The 16541-nt window shown below is 66.4% G+C and carries 17 protein-coding genes; 9 read left to right on the forward strand and 8 right to left on the reverse strand.

Features of this window, described 5'->3' with window-relative positions:
• Positions 1-43 precede the first annotated feature (43 nt).
• Complete coding sequence (pyrE, locus tag HMPREF2914_RS00625) at positions 44-685, forward strand: orotate phosphoribosyltransferase (RefSeq protein ID WP_003096586.1); 642 nt, start codon at positions 44-46, stop codon at positions 683-685.
• Between the two features lie 20 nt (positions 686-705).
• On the forward strand, positions 706-1323 hold the full coding sequence (locus HMPREF2914_RS00630) for a hypothetical protein (protein ID WP_003136264.1): 618 nt from the start codon (positions 706-708) through the stop codon (positions 1321-1323).
• On the opposite strand, the gene HMPREF2914_RS00635 is transcribed toward HMPREF2914_RS00630, so the two are convergent.
• Positions 1303-1767: an acyl-CoA thioesterase gene (locus HMPREF2914_RS00635; protein WP_003096582.1), complete on the reverse strand. Its 465-nt coding sequence runs from the start codon at positions 1765-1767 to the stop codon at positions 1303-1305. The genes HMPREF2914_RS00630 and HMPREF2914_RS00635 overlap by 21 nt on opposite strands.
• Before the next feature lie 173 nt (positions 1768-1940).
• Here HMPREF2914_RS00635 and HMPREF2914_RS00640 point away from each other — a divergent pair, with 173 nt between their 5' ends.
• The 3 genes from HMPREF2914_RS00640 (at position 1941) to HMPREF2914_RS00650 (ending at position 5027) form a co-directional block, all read left to right on the forward strand.
• Positions 1941-2330 (forward strand): c-type cytochrome, encoded by a 390-nt coding sequence (locus HMPREF2914_RS00640; protein WP_003142009.1) that lies wholly within the window; start codon positions 1941-1943, stop codon positions 2328-2330.
• A gap of 77 nt (positions 2331-2407) precedes the next feature.
• A complete protein-coding gene (locus HMPREF2914_RS00645; RefSeq protein WP_024947520.1) occupies positions 2408-3736 on the forward strand; it encodes a D-arabinono-1,4-lactone oxidase in 1329 nt (442 codons plus the stop codon).
• An 82-nt stretch (positions 3737-3818) separates the two neighbouring features.
• The gene (locus HMPREF2914_RS00650; protein WP_073657194.1) at positions 3819-5027 is read left to right on the forward strand and encodes a DSD1 family PLP-dependent enzyme; all 1209 of its coding nucleotides are present in this window, start codon (positions 3819-3821) and stop codon (positions 5025-5027) included.
• Between the two features lie 70 nt (positions 5028-5097).
• Here the strand turns inward: HMPREF2914_RS00650 and HMPREF2914_RS00655 are convergent, their stop codons facing one another.
• Positions 5098-6048, reverse strand: a complete 951-nt coding sequence (locus HMPREF2914_RS00655; RefSeq protein WP_003096575.1) for a SphA family protein — start codon at positions 6046-6048, stop codon at positions 5098-5100.
• A gap of 225 nt (positions 6049-6273) precedes the next feature.
• Between HMPREF2914_RS00655 and sphR the strand changes: the two genes are divergently transcribed.
• Complete coding sequence (sphR, locus tag HMPREF2914_RS00660; RefSeq protein ID WP_003096573.1) at positions 6274-7344, forward strand: AraC family transcriptional regulator SphR; 1071 nt, start codon at positions 6274-6276, stop codon at positions 7342-7344.
• Between the two features lie 44 nt (positions 7345-7388).
• On the opposite strand, the gene argB is transcribed toward sphR, so the two are convergent.
• Genes argB through coaBC form a run of 4 tightly spaced genes read right to left on the reverse strand, consistent with a single transcriptional unit; the run spans position 7389 to position 12625 of the window.
• Positions 7389-8294, reverse strand: a complete 906-nt coding sequence (argB, locus tag HMPREF2914_RS00665; protein ID WP_003096572.1) for an acetylglutamate kinase — start codon at positions 8292-8294, stop codon at positions 7389-7391.
• 16 nt (positions 8295-8310) lie between these two features.
• Complete coding sequence (locus tag HMPREF2914_RS00670) at positions 8311-10917, reverse strand: phosphomannomutase/phosphoglucomutase (RefSeq protein WP_023092763.1); 2607 nt, start codon at positions 10915-10917, stop codon at positions 8311-8313.
• 36 nt (positions 10918-10953) lie between these two features.
• On the reverse strand, positions 10954-11409 hold the full coding sequence (gene dut, locus HMPREF2914_RS00675) for a dUTP diphosphatase (RefSeq protein ID WP_003096567.1): 456 nt from the start codon (positions 11407-11409) through the stop codon (positions 10954-10956).
• A gap of 7 nt (positions 11410-11416) precedes the next feature.
• Positions 11417-12625 (reverse strand): bifunctional phosphopantothenoylcysteine decarboxylase/phosphopantothenate--cysteine ligase CoaBC, encoded by a 1209-nt coding sequence (gene coaBC, locus HMPREF2914_RS00680; RefSeq protein WP_023980357.1) that lies wholly within the window; start codon positions 12623-12625, stop codon positions 11417-11419.
• Between the two features lie 139 nt (positions 12626-12764).
• Here coaBC and radC point away from each other — a divergent pair, with 139 nt between their 5' ends.
• Positions 12765-13439 (forward strand): RadC family protein, encoded by a 675-nt coding sequence (gene radC / locus HMPREF2914_RS00685; RefSeq protein WP_003096559.1) that lies wholly within the window; start codon positions 12765-12767, stop codon positions 13437-13439.
• A gap of 262 nt (positions 13440-13701) precedes the next feature.
• Here radC and HMPREF2914_RS00690 read toward each other — a convergent pair whose 3' ends face one another.
• The gene (locus HMPREF2914_RS00690) at positions 13702-15282 is read right to left on the reverse strand and encodes an ABC transporter substrate-binding protein (protein WP_003096557.1); all 1581 of its coding nucleotides are present in this window, start codon (positions 15280-15282) and stop codon (positions 13702-13704) included.
• Positions 15283-15637: 355 nt separating this feature from the next.
• On the opposite strand from HMPREF2914_RS00690, the gene rpmB reads away from it, so the two are divergent.
• Complete coding sequence (gene rpmB, locus HMPREF2914_RS00695) at positions 15638-15874, forward strand: 50S ribosomal protein L28 (RefSeq protein ID WP_003096556.1); 237 nt, start codon at positions 15638-15640, stop codon at positions 15872-15874.
• Between the two features lie 11 nt (positions 15875-15885).
• Positions 15886-16041 carry a 50S ribosomal protein L33 gene (rpmG, locus tag HMPREF2914_RS00700; protein WP_003096555.1) on the forward strand — a complete coding sequence of 52 codons (156 nt, stop codon included), beginning with the start codon at positions 15886-15888 and terminating at the stop codon, positions 16039-16041.
• A 136-nt stretch (positions 16042-16177) separates the two neighbouring features.
• Here rpmG and HMPREF2914_RS00705 read toward each other — a convergent pair whose 3' ends face one another.
• On the reverse strand, positions 16178-16540 hold the full coding sequence (locus HMPREF2914_RS00705) for a cupin domain-containing protein (RefSeq protein WP_003096551.1): 363 nt from the start codon (positions 16538-16540) through the stop codon (positions 16178-16180).
• Between the last annotated feature and the right edge of the window lies 1 nt (position 16541).

Genomic DNA, 16541 nt, shown 5'->3' on the forward strand with positions numbered 1-16541 from the left:
AGCTCAAACGGTTTAGCTAAATTCATGCGGCTTGGTGTCATTCATGCAGGCGTATCAGCGCGATTTCATTCGTTTCGCCATCGAGCGCGGGGTTCTGCGCTTCGGTGAGTTCACCCTCAAGTCCGGGCGCACCAGCCCCTATTTCTTCAATGCCGGCCTGTTCGACAGCGGCCTGGCGCTGGCCCGCCTGGGACGCTTCTACGCCGAGGCGGTGATCGACAGCGGAATCGACTTCGACGTCCTGTTCGGCCCGGCCTACAAGGGCATTCCCCTGGCCGCCACCACCGCGGTGGCCCTCGCCGAGCAGCACCAGCGCGACCTGCCCTGGTGCTTCAACCGCAAGGAAGCCAAGGACCACGGCGAAGGCGGCACGCTGGTCGGCGCGCCGCTGAGCGGCCGGGTGCTGATCATCGACGACGTGATCACCGCCGGCACCGCGATCCGCGAAGTGATGCAGATCATCGACGCCCAGGGCGCCAGGGCCGCGGGCGTGCTGATCGCGCTGAACCGCCAGGAGCGCGGCAAGGGCGAGCTGTCGGCGATCCAGGAGGTCGAGCGCGACTTCGGCATGCCGGTGGTGAGCATCGTTTCCCTGGAGCAGGTGCTGGAATATCTTGCCGAAGATGCTGAACTGAAGAAGCATCTGCCGGCGGTAGAGGCCTATCGCGCCCAATACGGTATCTGAACCTTTCACAAGGGACTGGCATGGTCGGACAGGATGTAATGCGTTGCCTGATGGCCCTGGGGCTGGTGCTCCAGGGGCTTTCCTTCGGCGCCCAGGCGGCGCCGGGCGGAGCGGTGGAGCTTTACCGCTACGTCAACGACAAGGGCGTGGTGGTGCTCGACCGCCAGGGTGTGCCGCCGCAGTACATCGGCAAGGGCTACCAGGTCCTCAACGACCAGGGCCGGGTGATCCGCACCGTACCGCCGGCGCCGACCGCCGAGGAGCTGCGGCAGCGCAAGGCGGCCCAGGCCCAGGCCAGTTCCGATGCGCAGTTGCTGCGCCTGTATTCCAGCCTCGAGGACGTCGACCGCGCTCGCGAACGGCGCCTGGCGGAACTGGACGGGCTGAGCAGCGTGGCGCGCGGCAACCTGCAGTCGCTCAAGCTGCAACAGGCCAACCTGCAAGGCCAGGCGGCCAACCAGGAGCGTGCCGGACGTCCGGTGGCGCAGGCGCTGGTGGACCAGCTGGACGATCTCAAGCAGGAGGAAAAGCGCCTGCAGGGTGAGATCGGGCGCTTCCAGAAGGCCCGCGAAGAGGCGGAAAGAACCTATGCCGCCGACCGCGCGCGGCTCTCCCAGCTACTCGGCGTGAGTCCCTGACTCCACTGGCGACTGTCGCTCGAACGCCCTGATCTTCTCGCGCAGCCAGTCCGGTACGGGCTGGCTCTGTCGCTCGTTCGCATCCGCATAGACGTAGACCAGCTCGCCGACGGTGAGCAGCTGCTCGTCGCGCCAGATGCCCAGCTCGAAAACCAGGCTGCTGCGCCCCAGCCGCGCCACGCGGGTGCCGATGTCCAGCCAGTCGTCGAAATGCGCCGGGGCGCGGTATTCCAGGGTGCTCTTCACCGCGAACAGGTCGCCTCCGCCGCGCAGCAGGTCGGCCGGGTAGGACATGCCGAGCTGGCGGTAGTACTCGGTGGTGGCGACGTCTAGATAGGTCAGGTAGTTGCCGTTGAAGACGATGCCCTGCGGATCGACCTCCGCCCAGCGAACCCGCAGGGAATGGAAGAAGGTGTAGTTCTGGCGCTGTGCTGCGCTGCTCATGCCGGCTCCTCGACGCTGCTGCAGACATCGACTCTAGACCGCCATCGCGCGGTGCGAAAGGGCTGGCCGCAGAACCCCCCGTCGCTGGCCCGCATTGCCCTCATCCTCGGGGCGTCGCGGCCTTAGTGTTGTTCGACGAGAACGCACGCCGTGCGCAACGAGAGAGGAACACCATGTCGTCCACGCTCCGCCCCGGACCGGACAACTCGCGCCTTTGCCGCCCGGGGTTGCTGCTTGCCCTGGGCCTGATGCTGGTGGCCTGCGGAGAATCCACGGAGCCACCGGCGCGGGCCGCCGATTCCCAGCGTGTCCCTGCGGACCCTGCGTTGGCGCAGGTGTATTCCGCCAGTTGCAAGCTCTGTCACGCCAATCCCGCCTCCGGCGCGCCGCTGACCGGCGATGCCGCTGCCTGGGCGCCACGCCTGGCGCAGGGCATCGACACCCTGCTGGACCACAGCATCAACGGCTACAAGGGCATGCCGCCCATGGGCATGTGCATGCAGTGCTCGGAAGAGCAGTTCCGGGCTTTGATCGATTTCATGTCCGCAGCGCAGGACCGATAGGGGATACCGGCATGCCAAGTCATCTGTCGCGACGCCAGCTCCTGCAACGGGCGGGAGCGCTCGGTGCGTTCGCCGCCATGGTGGGAAACCCCGCGCTGGCGGAGTTGCTCCGCGCACCGCGCCTGATTCCCTGGCGCAACTGGTCCGGCGCGCAAAGCTGCCTGCCCCTGGCGCGGGAGGCACCGAAAGACCTCGACGAACTGGTCCGGGTCATCCGCCAGGCGTCCGGCAGGATCCGCCCGGTGGGCTCCGGCCATTCGTTCAGCGCGTTGGTCCCGACCGACGGCACCCTGCTCTCACTCGCCTACTTCAGCGGCTTGCTCAGCCACGACAGCGCGACCCTCCAGGCCGAGTTCGGCGGCGGTACGCCGATGTCGCAGATGGGCGCTCCGCTCAAGGAGATCGGCCAGGCGCTGGTGAACATGGCCGACATCGATTACCAGACCCTGGCTGGCGCCATCGCTACTTCCACCCATGGCACCGGGGTCGGCTTCGGTTCCTATTCCGCCCAGGTTCGCGGTCTGCAACTGGTCACCGCGAGCGGCGAGGTGCTCGAGTGCGACGCCAAGCGCAACGTGGAGGTGTTCGATGCCGCGCGGGTCTCGCTGGGGGCGCTGGGCGTCGTGACCCGGGTGCGCCTGCAGAACCGCGCGGCCTACCGCCTGCGTGAACGGCAGTGGATCGCCCGGACCGAGGAATTGCTGGAGGACGTGGAGAAGAACACGCGCGAGAACCAGCACTGGGAGATGCTGGTGGTGACCCACTCCGACTACGCCCTGTCGATCGCCCTCAACGAGACCGACGAGCCGAAGACCCCGCCCCTGGACCCGGCGAAGGAAGGCGGCAACGAGTTCGTCGGACTGATCGAAGGTCTCGACAAGTACCTCAGCGACTTCCCGGAGACCCGCCGTACCCTGCTCAACAGCCTGCGCCACTTCGCCCGCTTCGACGAGCGGGTCGACGATTCCTATGCGGTCTACGCCAACGTGCGCAACGTGCGCTTCAACGAGATGGAGTATTCGGTCCCCGCCGAGCATGGCCCCGCCTGCCTGCGGGAAATCCTCGCGCTGATCCGCGACAAGGACCTGCGCACCTGGTTTCCCATCGAGTACCGCTACGTGAAGGCCGACGACATTCCCCTGAGCATGTTCGAGGGCCGCGACAGTTGTTCCATTTCCGTGCATCAGCACTACAGCATGGACCACCACAACTTCTTCGCCGCGGTGGAACCGATCTTCTGGAAATACGCCGGGCGTCCGCACTGGGGCAAGCTGCATGGCCTCAACGCGCAACAGTTACAGGGGCTTTATCCGCGCTGGAAGGCGTTCGCCGAGGTGCGCCAGGCGCTGGATCCCCGCGGGCGGTTCCTCAATGCGCACCTCTCTTCCATCCTGGGCGTGACCTGAAAGGAGCGACGCCGTGAATCGACGCAAGTTCATGTTCGCCGGCCTCGGGGCCGGCGCGCTGCTGGCGGGAACTGCCGCCTGGATGCGTCCCGCCGACCGTGGCGGGCCGTACGACGACTATTTCCGCACGCTGAACCGCGAACTCAAGGCCAATGGCCCGATGTGCCCGGTGCTGCTCATCGACCTCGATCGCCTGGACCACAACATCGATGTGGTGATGCGTTCGGTCCGCCGCGGCGGCAAGCATCTGCGGCTGGTGGAGAAGTCGCTGCCCTCGCCCGGCCTGCTGGCGTACATCGCCAGGCGCGCCGGCACCCGGCGGCTGATGTCCTTCCACCAACCGTTCCTCAACCACGACGCAGTCGCTTTTCCGGATGCCGACATCCTCCTCGGCAAGCCGTTGCCGGTGCGTTCGGCGGAACTGTTCTACCGCGAGCACAAGGGCGCGTTCGACCCGGCGCGGCAGTTGCAATGGCTGATCGATACGCCGCAGCGCTTGCGTCAGTACCTGGCGCTGGCCCAGGGGCTGGGGACCCGGATGCGCGTCAACATCGAACTGGACGTCGGCCTGCATCGCGGCGGGGTGGCCGACCAGGCCGCGCTGGGTGAATTGCTGGCGCTGATCGCGGCGCATCCGCAGCACCTGGAGTTCGCCGGCTTCATGGGCTACGACCCCTTCGTCGGAATGGGTGTGCCGGGCATCCTCGGTTCGCCCGAGGAGCTGTTCGCCAAGGTCATGGCGCTCTACCAGGGACATGTCGACTTCGCCCGCCAGCGCTTCGCCGCGCTGTGGACACCACAGCTGACCCTGAATACCGCCGGCAGCCCCAGCTATCGCATGCACGAGAAGGAAACGCTGAGCAGCGAGGTCTCGGTGGGCACCGCCATGCTCAAGCCGAGCCACTACGACCTGGCGTCCCTGGCCGAGCATGTGCCGGCCGTCTACATCGCCACGCCGGTACTCAAGAGCACCGGCGCGGTGCAGATCCCGGCGCTGGACGGCAAGTCGCGGCTGTTTTCCTGGTGGGACCCCAACCAGCGCGGCACCTTCTTCATCTACGGCGGCAACTGGATGGCCGACTTCGCCTCGCCCGAGGGACTGCGCAGCAACGGCATCTACGGGCGCAGCTCGAACCAGGAAATGGTCAACGGCTCGCCTTCGGTGGGCCTGGAGGTGGACGACCAGGTCTTCCTGCGGCCGACCCAGAGCGAGTCGGTGCTGCTGCAATTCGGCGACCTGCTGGCGCTGCGCGGCGGGCGGATCGTCGAGCGCTGGCCGGTTTACGCCTAGGACGCCTGGCGCTTTTCCTAGTCGATGGCGGCAGCCCGCGGATACCGGGCTGCCGCTTCGTTCCGATGCCTCAGAGTTCGAACGGAATGGTCAGCTTGGCCCAGAGCATGTCGCCTTCGGGGCGGTTCTCCACGTCGAATTCCTTGGCCCAGCGGATCTCCGCGCTGGCGTACTTGAGGAAGGTCAGGTGCACGGCCGGGCCGATGGCGAAGACCTGGCCGCGTACGCCGTCGTCGACTTCCTCGCCGAAACCGAACACCCGTACGGTCTCGCCGTTCTGTTTGTCGTCGGTGGTCTGCTTGAGGTAGTAGCCGTTCAGGCCGAGGCGCAGGTTGTCGGTCACCCGATAGCTGGCGGAATAGTCGAAATGGAAGATCTGCCCCGAGCGATAGTCGGTGTCGTGGTTTTCCATGTTGAAGCTGTAGGTGGCCTTCAGCGACAGCTCGGTGCGTTCGGTGGGCAGCCAGGTGAAGGAGAACAGCGGCTTGTAGGTGTAGAAGTTGTTGCTGGTGTTGGCCAGCCGCTCGGCATCGTACTTGCCGGTGGGCACGGTGACCTCCACGGCGGCGGCCAGGGTCAGGTCCTTGCCCATGTCCCAGAGGATGATCGGCGCGAAGGTGGTGTCACCCATGCTTTCCCGTTCGTCGCTCAGGCCGAACGCGGCCACGCGTTGGCGGATATAGGGCTGGGCGATGTAGCCGCCCAGGCGCCCGCCGAAGATCCGCAGCGGGCTCAGGTAGTCCAGGCGAGGGATGATCGCATCCGAGCTGATCTTCACGTCGGACACCTTGCCGCCGAAGGAGCTGATGTTCAGCTTCCTGGCTTCGTAGTGGTTGTAGTAGACGTTGAAGGCGAACATGTGGTCGGGGAGGTTGTCGACGTCCAGTGGCAGGGTGAAGAAACCGTCGGTTCCTGGACCTATGTTGTCCACGCCGCCTTCGCTGGCATGGGTGCAGCAGCTGAAGGCGAGGGTGACGCAGGCGGCCAGGCGCAGGGGCCTGCGGGGGTGGGTCGGATTCATGGGCGGGCTCTTATTATTGTTTGGCGTGGCTCGGGGTACGGCATAGGAATAAGCCCTATCGACAGGCCGAGGCAGGGCATTGACGGTCAGCGAGGGGGGGATTTGCGGACACCGTGCAATGCTTTGTTACATCTGTGCGGAACGCTATATGATGGGACGCTCATCCCATGTCGCGATCCACCGCCAGAACAAGAACGAAGCCGAGACCGGCTCAGGATTTCGCCCATGCACAACAATGCCGCCGATGCGCGCTACGAACTCGCCCAGGTATCCACCTTCCTGCTGCAGACGCTGGCCGAGGTGGTCGAAGGCCATGGTGTCGATCCCGCGCGGCTGTGCCGGGGCCTGGGCTTCACCGTCGAAGACCTGCAGGACCCTACCCAGCGCATCTCCTACCGCCAGGCCGTGAGCATGATCCAGCGTGCCCTCCAGGCCCTGCCGGAGCGGGGACTGGGGCTGTGGGTCGGACACCAGAACGTGCTCGGCACCCTTGGCCTGCTGGGCCATGTGCTGTCGCTGTGCCGGACCCTGCGCGACGCGTTCGACATCGGCGTGCGCTACCAGCACAGCTCGGGCGGGATCGTCACCTCCAGCGTCTACCAGCAGGGCGAAACCTTCTTCGTCGAGGTCGAATGCCACCTGCCCAGCAGTGAGGTGCAGGTGTTTGCCATCGAGGAGTTCTTCGCCAGCCTGCTGGTGTATGGGCGTGCCCTGGTCAGCCCGGCGTTCGAACCGCTGGGCATCGAACTCATCCATGCCGCTCCGCCCTACGCGGGCGAGTACCTGCGCCTGCTGGGCCCCCAGGTACGCTTCGGCTGCCTGCACAACCGCATGGCGATCGCCAGCCACTGGCTGGACATGCGCCTGCCCAACCACAACCTGCCGGCGTTGCGCCAGGCGCTGGCCCTGCTGGAGCAGGAAAGCACCCAGGTGCACCGGAAACTCGACCTGGTCCAGGCGGTGGAACGGGCCATCGCCCGCGACCTCAGCCTGGGCAGCCAGATCGAAAGGATTTCCGCCGAACTGAACATGAGCAGCCGCACCCTGCGGCGCCGGCTGGCCGAACACGGGCTGACCTTCGAGGCGTTGCTGGAGCAGGTGCGACGAGGGCGGGCGATGAGCCTGCTGGGCAACCCCGGGATGTCCATCGAACGCATCACCGAGGAAGTGGGATACCGTGACATCCGCAGTTTCAGGCGCGCGTTCAAGCGCTGGACGGGAGTGAGCCCGGCGACCTTCCGCAGCGAGGGTGCGAGCCCGCTGGAGCAGGCCTTCGCGCTGGCCGCGCGACGCTAAGGGAGAACCGCCATGGCGCGCCGGAGCGCGCCATGGCCGGGCGATCAGTGACGCTTGCGGTTGCTGATCAGGGTGCCGACGCCGCTGTCGGTGAAGATTTCCAGCAGCACGGCATTCGGCACCCGGCCATCGATGATGTGCGCGCTGGTCACGCCGCCCTGTACCGCTTCCAGGGCGCAGCGGATCTTCGGCAGCATGCCGCCGTAGATGGTGCCGTCGGCGATCAGCTCGTTGACCTGTTCGGTGGACAGCCCGGTCAGCACCTGGCCCTGCTTGTCCATCAGGCCGGCGATGTTGGTCAGCAGCATCAGTTTCTCGGCCTTCAGCGCTTCCGCCACCTTGCCGGCCACCAGGTCGGCGTTGATGTTGTAGGACTCGCCGTTGCTGCCCACGCCGATCGGCGCGATCACCGGAATGAAGTCGCCCTTGACCAGCATGTTCAGCAGTCCGACGTTGACCCCGGTGACTTCGCCCACATGGCCGATGTCGATGATCTCCGGCTTGGTCATCTCCGGGGTCTGGCGGGTCACGGTGAGCTTCTTCGCGCGGATCAGCTCGGCGTCCTTGCCGGTCAGGCCGATGGCGCTGCCGCCGTGGCGGTTGATCAGATTGACGATGTCCTTGTTCACCTGGCCGCCGAGGACCATCTCCACCACGTCCATGGTCGCCGCGTCGGTGACGCGCATGCCGTCGATGAAGTGGCTCTCGATCGACAGGCGCTTGAGCAGGTCGCCGATCTGCGGGCCGCCGCCATGCACCACCACCGGGTTGATGCCGACCGCTTTCATCAGCACCACGTCGCGGGCGAAGCCGGCCTTCAGCTCCTCGCTCTCCATGGCGTTGCCGCCGTACTTGATCACCAGCGTCTTGCCGACGAAGCGGCGGATGTAGGGCAGGGCCTCGGAAAGGACCTTGGCAACCTGGGCGGCGTCATCGCGACTCAGGGTCATGGGGAGCTCCGACATGTCAGAAGGGCACGGGCAGCGAGGAATCCACTGCCTTCAGTTGGTTACGGAAGACGGTCTTGATGCGCTCCAGCTCTTCCTCGGTGTCCGCTTCGAAGCGCAGGACCAGCACGGGAGTGGTGTTGGAGGCGCGTACCAGGCCCCAGCCTTTGGGGTAGTCGACCCGCACGCCGTCGAGGGTGGTGATGTTGCCTTCGCCCCATTGGGCGTCGCGTTGCAGCGCCTCGATGATGGCGAACTTGCTGTCCTCGGTGACGGTGATGTTGATTTCCGGGGTGGAAATGTCGCTCGGGAAGGCCGAGAACACGTGCTCGCTGTCACGCTGGTCCTGGCTGAGGATTTCCAGCAGGCGGGCGGCGCTGTAGATGCCATCGTCGAAGCCGAACCAGCGCTCCTTGAAGAACACGTGGCCGCTCATCTCGCCAGCCAGCAGGGCGCCGGTTTCCTTCATCTTCCTCTTGATCAGCGAGTGGCCGGTCTTCCACATCACCGGACGGCCGCCGTAGCCGCTGATCAGGGCGATCAGGCGGCGGGTGCACTTGACGTCGAAGATGATGTCGGCCCCCGGGTTGCGCGAGACCACGTCCTTGGCGAACAGCATCAGCAGGCGGTCCGGATAGATGATGGTACCGGTATTGGTGACCACGCCGACGCGGTCGCCGTCGCCGTCGAAGGCCAGGCCCAGGTCGGCGTTCTCGGCCTTGACCTTGGCGATCAGGTCCTTCAGGTTCTCCGGCTTGCCCGGGTCCGGATGGTGGTTCGGGAAGTTGCCGTCGACCTCGCAGTACAGCGGGATCACGCTGCAGCCCAGGGCCTCGATCAGCTGCGGGGCGATCACCCCGGCCACGCCGTTGCCGCAGTCGACCACCACCTTCATCGGCTTGGCCATGGCGATGTCGTCGCGGATCTGCTTGAAGTAGCGCGGCAGGATGTCGACCTGCTCTACGCTGCCGACGCCGGATGCCAGGTCGTTTTTCTCGATGCGCTCGCGCAGGGCCTGGATCTGCTCGTTGGCCAGGGTCTCGCCGGCGACCACGATCTTGAAGCCGTTGTAGTCCGGCGGGTTGTGGCTGCCGGTCAGCATCACCCCGGACTTGCCCTCGAGCACGTTGGCCGCGTAGTACAGCACCGGGGTAGGCACCATGCCCACGTCGCTGACCTGGCAACCGCAGTCCACCAGGCCCTGGATCAGCTGCTTGACCAGTTCGGGACCGGACAGGCGGCCATCGCGGCCGACAGCGACGCACGGTTCGCCGCGGGCGAGACTTTCCGAGCCGATGGCGCGACCGATCCAGTAGGCGGTCTCGGCGGTGAGGGTATCGCCTACCACGCCGCGGATGTCGTAGGCGCGGAAGATGCTGGCGGGCAGCGTCGGTGCTTTTGCAGTGCTCATGATGGGGGTTTGCTCCAATCCCAGGAGGTCCTGGTCTTCATCGAGAATGTCGATATCCAGAATGTCGGTGTTCTGGAACAACGGATCTGCCAATGCCGGCTCCTCGCGAGGAGGCGCTTTCGCCACCGCCACCGGAGCCACCGGCGCTGCCTTGGCAGGGCTGGGCGCGCTGGTCGGCTCCGGCTTGCGCCGCGGCTGGCGGGCCAATGCCTGGATCAGCGGGGCGAAGCCCGGCAGGCTAGGCACAGGGGGTTTGGCAGTGCGTTGCCCGCCGAGTTCCTGAAGATACTGACCGAGGGTCAGGACATCCTGGTGCAGGCGGCGCAACAGCGACGAACGGGTGAGGTAGGCGCCGAGGATGCCGCCGAGCAGGGCCAGCAGCGCCGCGAGTGCCAGCAGCAGCGGCGAGGCCTGGGTCGAGGCGACGCTGCCGGGTGTGTAGTTCAGTTTCCAGTTCGGATTGCCGCTGTCCAGCGCTTGCGCACCCTTGCCCGGCGCCGGCATACCGCGTTGCAGCAGCACCTGGGCCGGTGCGCCGGAGAACTGCTGGACCAGTTGCACCTGGCCGGCATCGCCCGGCAAGGGCGGCAGGGCGCGCAGCAGCCGTTGCAGGTCGACCGCCAGCAGCAGCGTGCCTTGCAGGCTCTGGTCGGCGCCGCGCACCGGCGCGGCGCTGTACAGCAGCCAGCGCTGGCCGACCTTGTAGGCTTCGGCGGCGACGTTCTGGCCACTTTCCACCCGGTGCAGGATATCCAGGGCGGCGAAGCTGACCGGGCCGGGGCTGTCGTTGTCCTGGGTGGCCTGACCGGGCGCGTTCAGGTGGGCATCGACCACGCCGTCCCAGGCCAGCAGGCTGCGCTGGGCGGCCTCGATGCGGGCGGCGTCGCCGCTTTGCAGGGCTTCGAGGGCGAGGGGGCTGGCCGCGGCGGCGCGGGTGTCGGCGGCGAGTTGCTGCAAGGCCTGGCGCAAGGCGCCGGCCTGGCCTTCGGCCCAGGCCGCGTCCAACTGGCGCTGCTGTGCCTCACCGGCGCCGCCGAAGACGCCGAACCAGAGCAGGGCGCCGGCGGCCGCCACGCCCAGCAGGCTGGCGCCTATGCCGGGCAGCAGGTCCTTGCCGTCAGCGCGTTCGGACGCTGCCTTGCGCGGCTTCTTTTCCGGTTCGAGCAGGTCGCCCAACTCGTTCCCATCCTTGGCGGTGCGCTGGAAAAGCTTCATGCCGCGTCTCCTCGGCGTCTCGTCCTGTGTTCGGGGTCAGTGGCTGCCGGAATGGCCGAAGCCGCCGGCGCCGCGCTGGCTTTCGTCGAACTGCTCGACCAGCTCGAAATGCGCCTGCACCACCGGCACCAGTACCAACTGCGCGATGCGCTCGCCGACGGCGATGGTGAACGGCGACTCGCCGCGGTTCCAGCAGGACACCATCAGCTCGCCCTGGTAGTCCGAGTCGATCAGGCCGACCAGGTTGCCCAGCACGATGCCGTGCTTGTGGCCCAGGCCGGAGCGCGGCAGAACCAGGGCGGCGAGGCCGGGATCGGCGATGTAGATGGACAGGCCGGTGGGAATCAGCAGGGTCTGGCCCGGGCCGAGGACGGTGTCTTCCTTGAGCATGGCGCGCAGGTCGAGGCCGGCCGAGCCCGGCGTGGCGTACTGCGGGAGCGGGAAGTCGGAGCCCAGGCGGGGGTCGAGGATCTTGGCTTGGAGAGAGTGCATCAGTAACTCATTGCTGGTTGAGGCGGTCGGCGATGAAGGCGATCAGCTGGCGAGCGATCTTGCCCTTGCTGGTCTGGGCGAAGGTGCTCGGATGCAGGTCGCGGTCGATCACCGTGATCGCGTTCTCGTCGCTGTTGAAGCCGATCGAGGGGTTGGCCACGTCGTTGGCGACGATCAGGTCGAGGTTCTTGTCCTTCAGCTTGCGTGCAGCATAGTCCAGCAGGTTTTCGGTTTCTGCGGCGAAGCCCACGCTGAAGGGACGATCCTCGCGCTGTGCGAGGGTGGCGAGAATGTCGGGATTGCGCACCAGCTGCAAGAGCAAGCCCTCGCCGCTGGTAGGGTCTTTCTTCAGTTTGTGCGCGGCGACCACTTCCGGGCGGTAGTCGGCGACCGCCGCGGAGGCGATCAGCAGGTCGCAGGGCATCGCCGCCTCGCAGGCGGCCAGCATGTCGCGGGCGCTGACCACGTCGACGCGCTGCACCCGGTCGGGCGTCGGCAGGTGCACCGGGCCGGTGACCAGGGTCACTCGTGCGCCGGCTTCCACCGCCGCCTCGGCGAGGGCGAAGCCCATCTTTCCGGAACTGTGGTTGGTGATGTAGCGCACCGGGTCGATGTTTTCCTGGGTCGGGCCGGCGGTAATCAGCACATGCACGCCGGTCAGCGCCTGGCGCTGGAAGCAGTCGGCGGCGCGCTGCGCCAGTTCCTCGGCTTCGAGCATGCGCCCGAGGCCGACGTCGCCGCAGGCCTGGCTGCCCGCTGCCGGACCGAACAGGTGGAAGCCGCGCTGGCGCAGCAGCTCGGCGTTGGCCTGGGTCGCGGTGTCGCGCCACATGGCCTGGTTCATCGCCGGTGCCAGGGCGATTTGCGCGTCGGTGGCCAGCACCAGGGTGGTCAGCAGGTCGTTGGCCACGCCCTGGACCAGGCGCGCCATGAGGTCGGCGGTGGCCGGTGCGATCAGCACCAGATCGGCCCAGCGGGCTAGTTCGATGTGGCCCATCGCGGCTTCCGCCGCCGGGTCCAGCAGATCGGTGTGCACCGGATGGCCGGACAACGCCTGGAGGGTCAGGGGCGTGATGAACTCGCGGCCGCCCTGGGTCATCACCACTCGGACGTCAGCGCCCTGGTCGCGCAGGCGGCGGACCAGTTCGGCGCTCTTGTAGGCGGCAATGCCGCCGCCCACGCCGAGGACGATGCGTTTCCGATAGAGCCGCTGCATAGGCTTGCCTTAATAAGGAAATGGATGACATGCGCTTCGGCAAACGCGCCTCCCCAGGTCGTCTGCCGCGCAAAAAGGATGGGCTAAGATAGCACAGCGTCCGCACGGGAACAGCGGGCGGGCTCGATGGGGAAAGCGAATGAGCATCCGCGATTGGCCCGAAGCCGAACGGCCTCGGGAGAAGCTTCTGGAGCAGGGCGCGGCGGCCCTTTCCGATGCCGAGCTGTTGGCGATCTTCCTGCGCACGGGAGTGACCGGTTGCAGTGCGGTCGAGCTGTCGCGGCGGCTGTTGAGCGAGTTCGGCGGGCTGCGTGCCCTGCTCGAGGCGGACCTCGCCTCGTTCTGCGGCCATCTCGGGCTCGGCGTGGCCAAGTACGCGCAATTGCAGGCCGTGCTGGAGATGGGCCGGCGCCACCTGGCCGAGCGCCTGCGTCGCGATTCGATACTGGAGAGCCCGCAGGCGGTGCGCGACTATCTCAAGGCGCGCCTGCGCCACGAGCAGCACGAGGTGTTCGCCTGCCTGTTCCTCGACACGAGGCACCGGGTCCTGGCGTTCGAGGTGTTGTTCCAGGGCAGCATCGATGGCGCCAGCGTCTACCCGCGCCAGGTGGTCAAGCGCACCCTGGCGCACAACGCGGCGGCGCTGATCCTGACCCATAACCACCCTTCCGGCGACGCCCGTCCGAGTCTCGCCGACCGCCAGCTCACCGCGCGCCTCAAGGAAGCCTTGGCGCTCATCGACGTGCGGGTGCTCGACCACTTCATCATCGGCGACGGCGAGCCTCTGTCGCTGGCCGAATACGGTTGGCTGTGAGCGTTCGGCGAAGGGCCCAGCCCAGGCGCCGCTCGATGCCCGCCAGCAGGCGCCGGCGGATCAGCCCGCTGACCGGGCGGATCGCCACCCAGTAGGGGGTGAAGCGCAGGCGGCTGGCGCGATCGGGGCAGAACACCCGGGTTTCCGTGTGCAGCAGGGTAGCGCCGGCGCGTCGATCAGCCGCTGATGGCGCTCGCTGAACTGCCAATGCGGCAGGTAGAGACGGTCGAGATCCATCGCTGGGTTCTCCCGGGCGTGGCCTTCAGCGTTTCACGGCGACCCGCGAGAAATCCTGGCGACCGAACGGATTGACCTGGTAGCCCTGCACCTCCTGGCGGGTCAGGGCGAAGGCGGTCGGGTGGGCCAGGGGCAGCCAGAGCGCCTGTTCGTGGATCAGTTTCTGCGCCTGGTGGTACAGGCCGGTGCGTTGTTCCTGGCTGCTGGCGGCCTTGCCGTCGGCAATCAGCTTGTCCAGGCCGGGGTCGCAATAGCGCGCGAAGTTGAGCCCCGACTTGACGCTGGCGCAGCTGAATTGCGGAGTGAGGAAGTTGTCCGGATCGCCGTTGTCGCCGGCCCAACCCATGAACAGCAGGTCGTGTTCGCCGTTCTTGGCGCGACGGATCAACTCGCCCCATTCGATGACGCGGATGTTGGCCTTGATCCCGGCCTCCGCCAGGTCGGCCTGGAGCAGTTGGGCGCCGAGGCTCGGGTTGGGGTTGAGCAGGCTGCCGGACGGGCGGGTCCAGATGTTCAGCTCGGGAAGCTGCTTGCCAGCCAGCAGCTTGCGCGCCTGTTCGGGGTCGTGCGGGTAGGCGGGAATATCCCTGGCATAGCTCCAGGTGTTTGGCGGATAGATGCCGGTGGCGGCACTGGCGCTGCCTTCGAATACCGCCTGCAGGTAGCTGGTGCGGTCGAAGGCCAGGTTGATCGCCTGGCGCACCTTGGGATCGTCCAGCGGCGGATGCTGGGTATTGAGGGCGACGAAGGCGGTCATGAAGGCCGGCGTCTGCTCGACCTTCAGGCTGGCGTCCTTGCGCGCGCTCTCCACGTCCAGCGGCTTCGGCGACAGGGCGATCTGGCATTCGCCGCGGCGCAACTTCTGCAGGCGCACGTTGGCGTCCGGGGTAATGGCGAAGATCAGCGCGTCGACCGCCGGCTTGCCGGCGAAGTACTCGGGGTTGGCGGCGTAGCGCACCACCGCGTCCTTCTGGAAGCGCTTGAACACGAACGGCCCGCTGCCGATCGGCGCGGTGTTGAGCTTTTCCGGGGTTCCGGCCTTCATCAACTGGTCGGCGTACTCCGCCGAATAGATGGAGGCGAAGCCCATGCTCAGCATCGGCAGGAAGGTCGCGTCGGGGTGGTCGAGAACGATCAGCACCTGGTGGTCGCCGCTTTTCTCCACCCGCTTGATCAGCTCCGGCAGTTGCATCGACTGGGCGTGCGGGAAGCCGTTCTGCGCCACCTTGTGCCAGGGATTGGCCGGATCGAGCATGCGCTGGAAGCTGAACACCACGTCGTCGGCGTCGAGCGTACGGCTCGGCTTGAAGTAGGCGGTGCTGTGGAAGTGCACGCCCTGGCGCAGGTCGAAGCGATAGCTCAGGCCGTCGTCGGACACCGACCAGCGCTCGGCCAGCGAGGGCACCACCGTCCCCTTGCCGGCGTCGAACTCGACCAGGCGATTCATCAGCACATCGGCCGAGGCGTTGGTGGTGGTCAGCGAGTTGTACTGGACCACGTCGAAGCCCTCGGGGCTGGCCTCGGTACACACACTCAAGGTGGCAGCGGCGGCGGGCTGGGCGAGCAGCAGGGGGGCGAGGAACAGGGAGAAAGCGGCGAGGCGCATGACGGGCTCCATTCGAACGGTTAACATGCCCATCCGCAGCGGTTGGGCGCAGTCATGCAAGGCCGTTGGCGACCTTGAATCGCTACCCTAGACCATGCGGCGGGCAGCGACAACGAGGCAAGGCGACGAACGGCCACGGTGCGAAGCCCGCAGCGAGGCGGGCCGCGGCTGCGCCATGGGCCTTCGCCCTTGCGGCGCGGGGCGCCTTTCTGATATAAAGCTGCGCTCTTTTCTGGGGCCACGCTCTCCTTCGTCGGGATGCAGCGGGTAAGACCCCGGTGAAACTGAGTATCGAACTTGAGTTAAAGCAGCCAACCCATGCCGGGTTGGGCATGAGGTTATAGAGGGCTGAGGCATGTCTAGAGTCTGTCAAGTAACCGGTAAGGGTCCGGTTACCGGGAATAACATTTCCCACGCACACAACAAAACCCGCCGCCGTTTCCTGCCGAACCTGCAGCACCACCGTTTCTGGGTCGAGTCCGAGAAGCGCTTCGTACGTCTGCGCGTTTCCGCCAAGGGCATGCGTATCATCGACAAGCGTGGCATCGAGGCCGTCCTGGCTGACCTGCGTGCCCGCGGCGAAAAATTCTAAGGAGCTGAATCATGCGTGAATTGATTCGTCTGGTGTCCAGCGCCGGTACCGGCCACTTCTACACCACCGACAAGAACAAGCGTACCAAGCCTGAGAAGATCGAGATCAAGAAGTACGATCCGGTCGTTCGTCAGCACGTGATCTACAAGGAAGCCAAGATCAAGTAATTGATCCGGCACCTTGCGAAAAGCCCGCCATCCGGCGGGCTTTTTCATTTCCGGCGTACGAACTCCCGGGCTGGTGCACAAAAAAGCCCGCCAGGTGGCGGGCAAGGGTAACAAGCATTCGGGATGAAGCCGGGGCTCAGGCCTTGGCTTCGAAGATCACATAGACCTTGCGACAGGCTTCGAGCACTTCCCAGGTGCCCTGGAAGCCGGCGGGGATCACGAAGCGGTCGCCGGCGCGCACGGTCTTGGCGTTGCCGTGCCGGTCGCGCAGCACCGAGACGCCCTGGATGATCTCGCAGTACTCGTGTTCGGTGTAGTTCACCGTCCACTGGCCCACGGCGCCTTCCCAGATACCGGCGTTGAACTGCCCGCAGGGGCTGCCGTAGTGGTTGCGCACGCTCTGTTTCGGGTCGCCCTTGAGGATTTTCTCCGGCGCCGGGCTGTAGTGTTCCGGAGCGCTGTTGGCCTGGGCGAAGTCGACGATCTGTTCGATGTTCATG

Source organism: Pseudomonas sp. HMSC067G02 (assembly GCF_001813485.1).
GTDB lineage: Bacteria > Pseudomonadota > Gammaproteobacteria > Pseudomonadales > Pseudomonadaceae > Pseudomonas > Pseudomonas aeruginosa.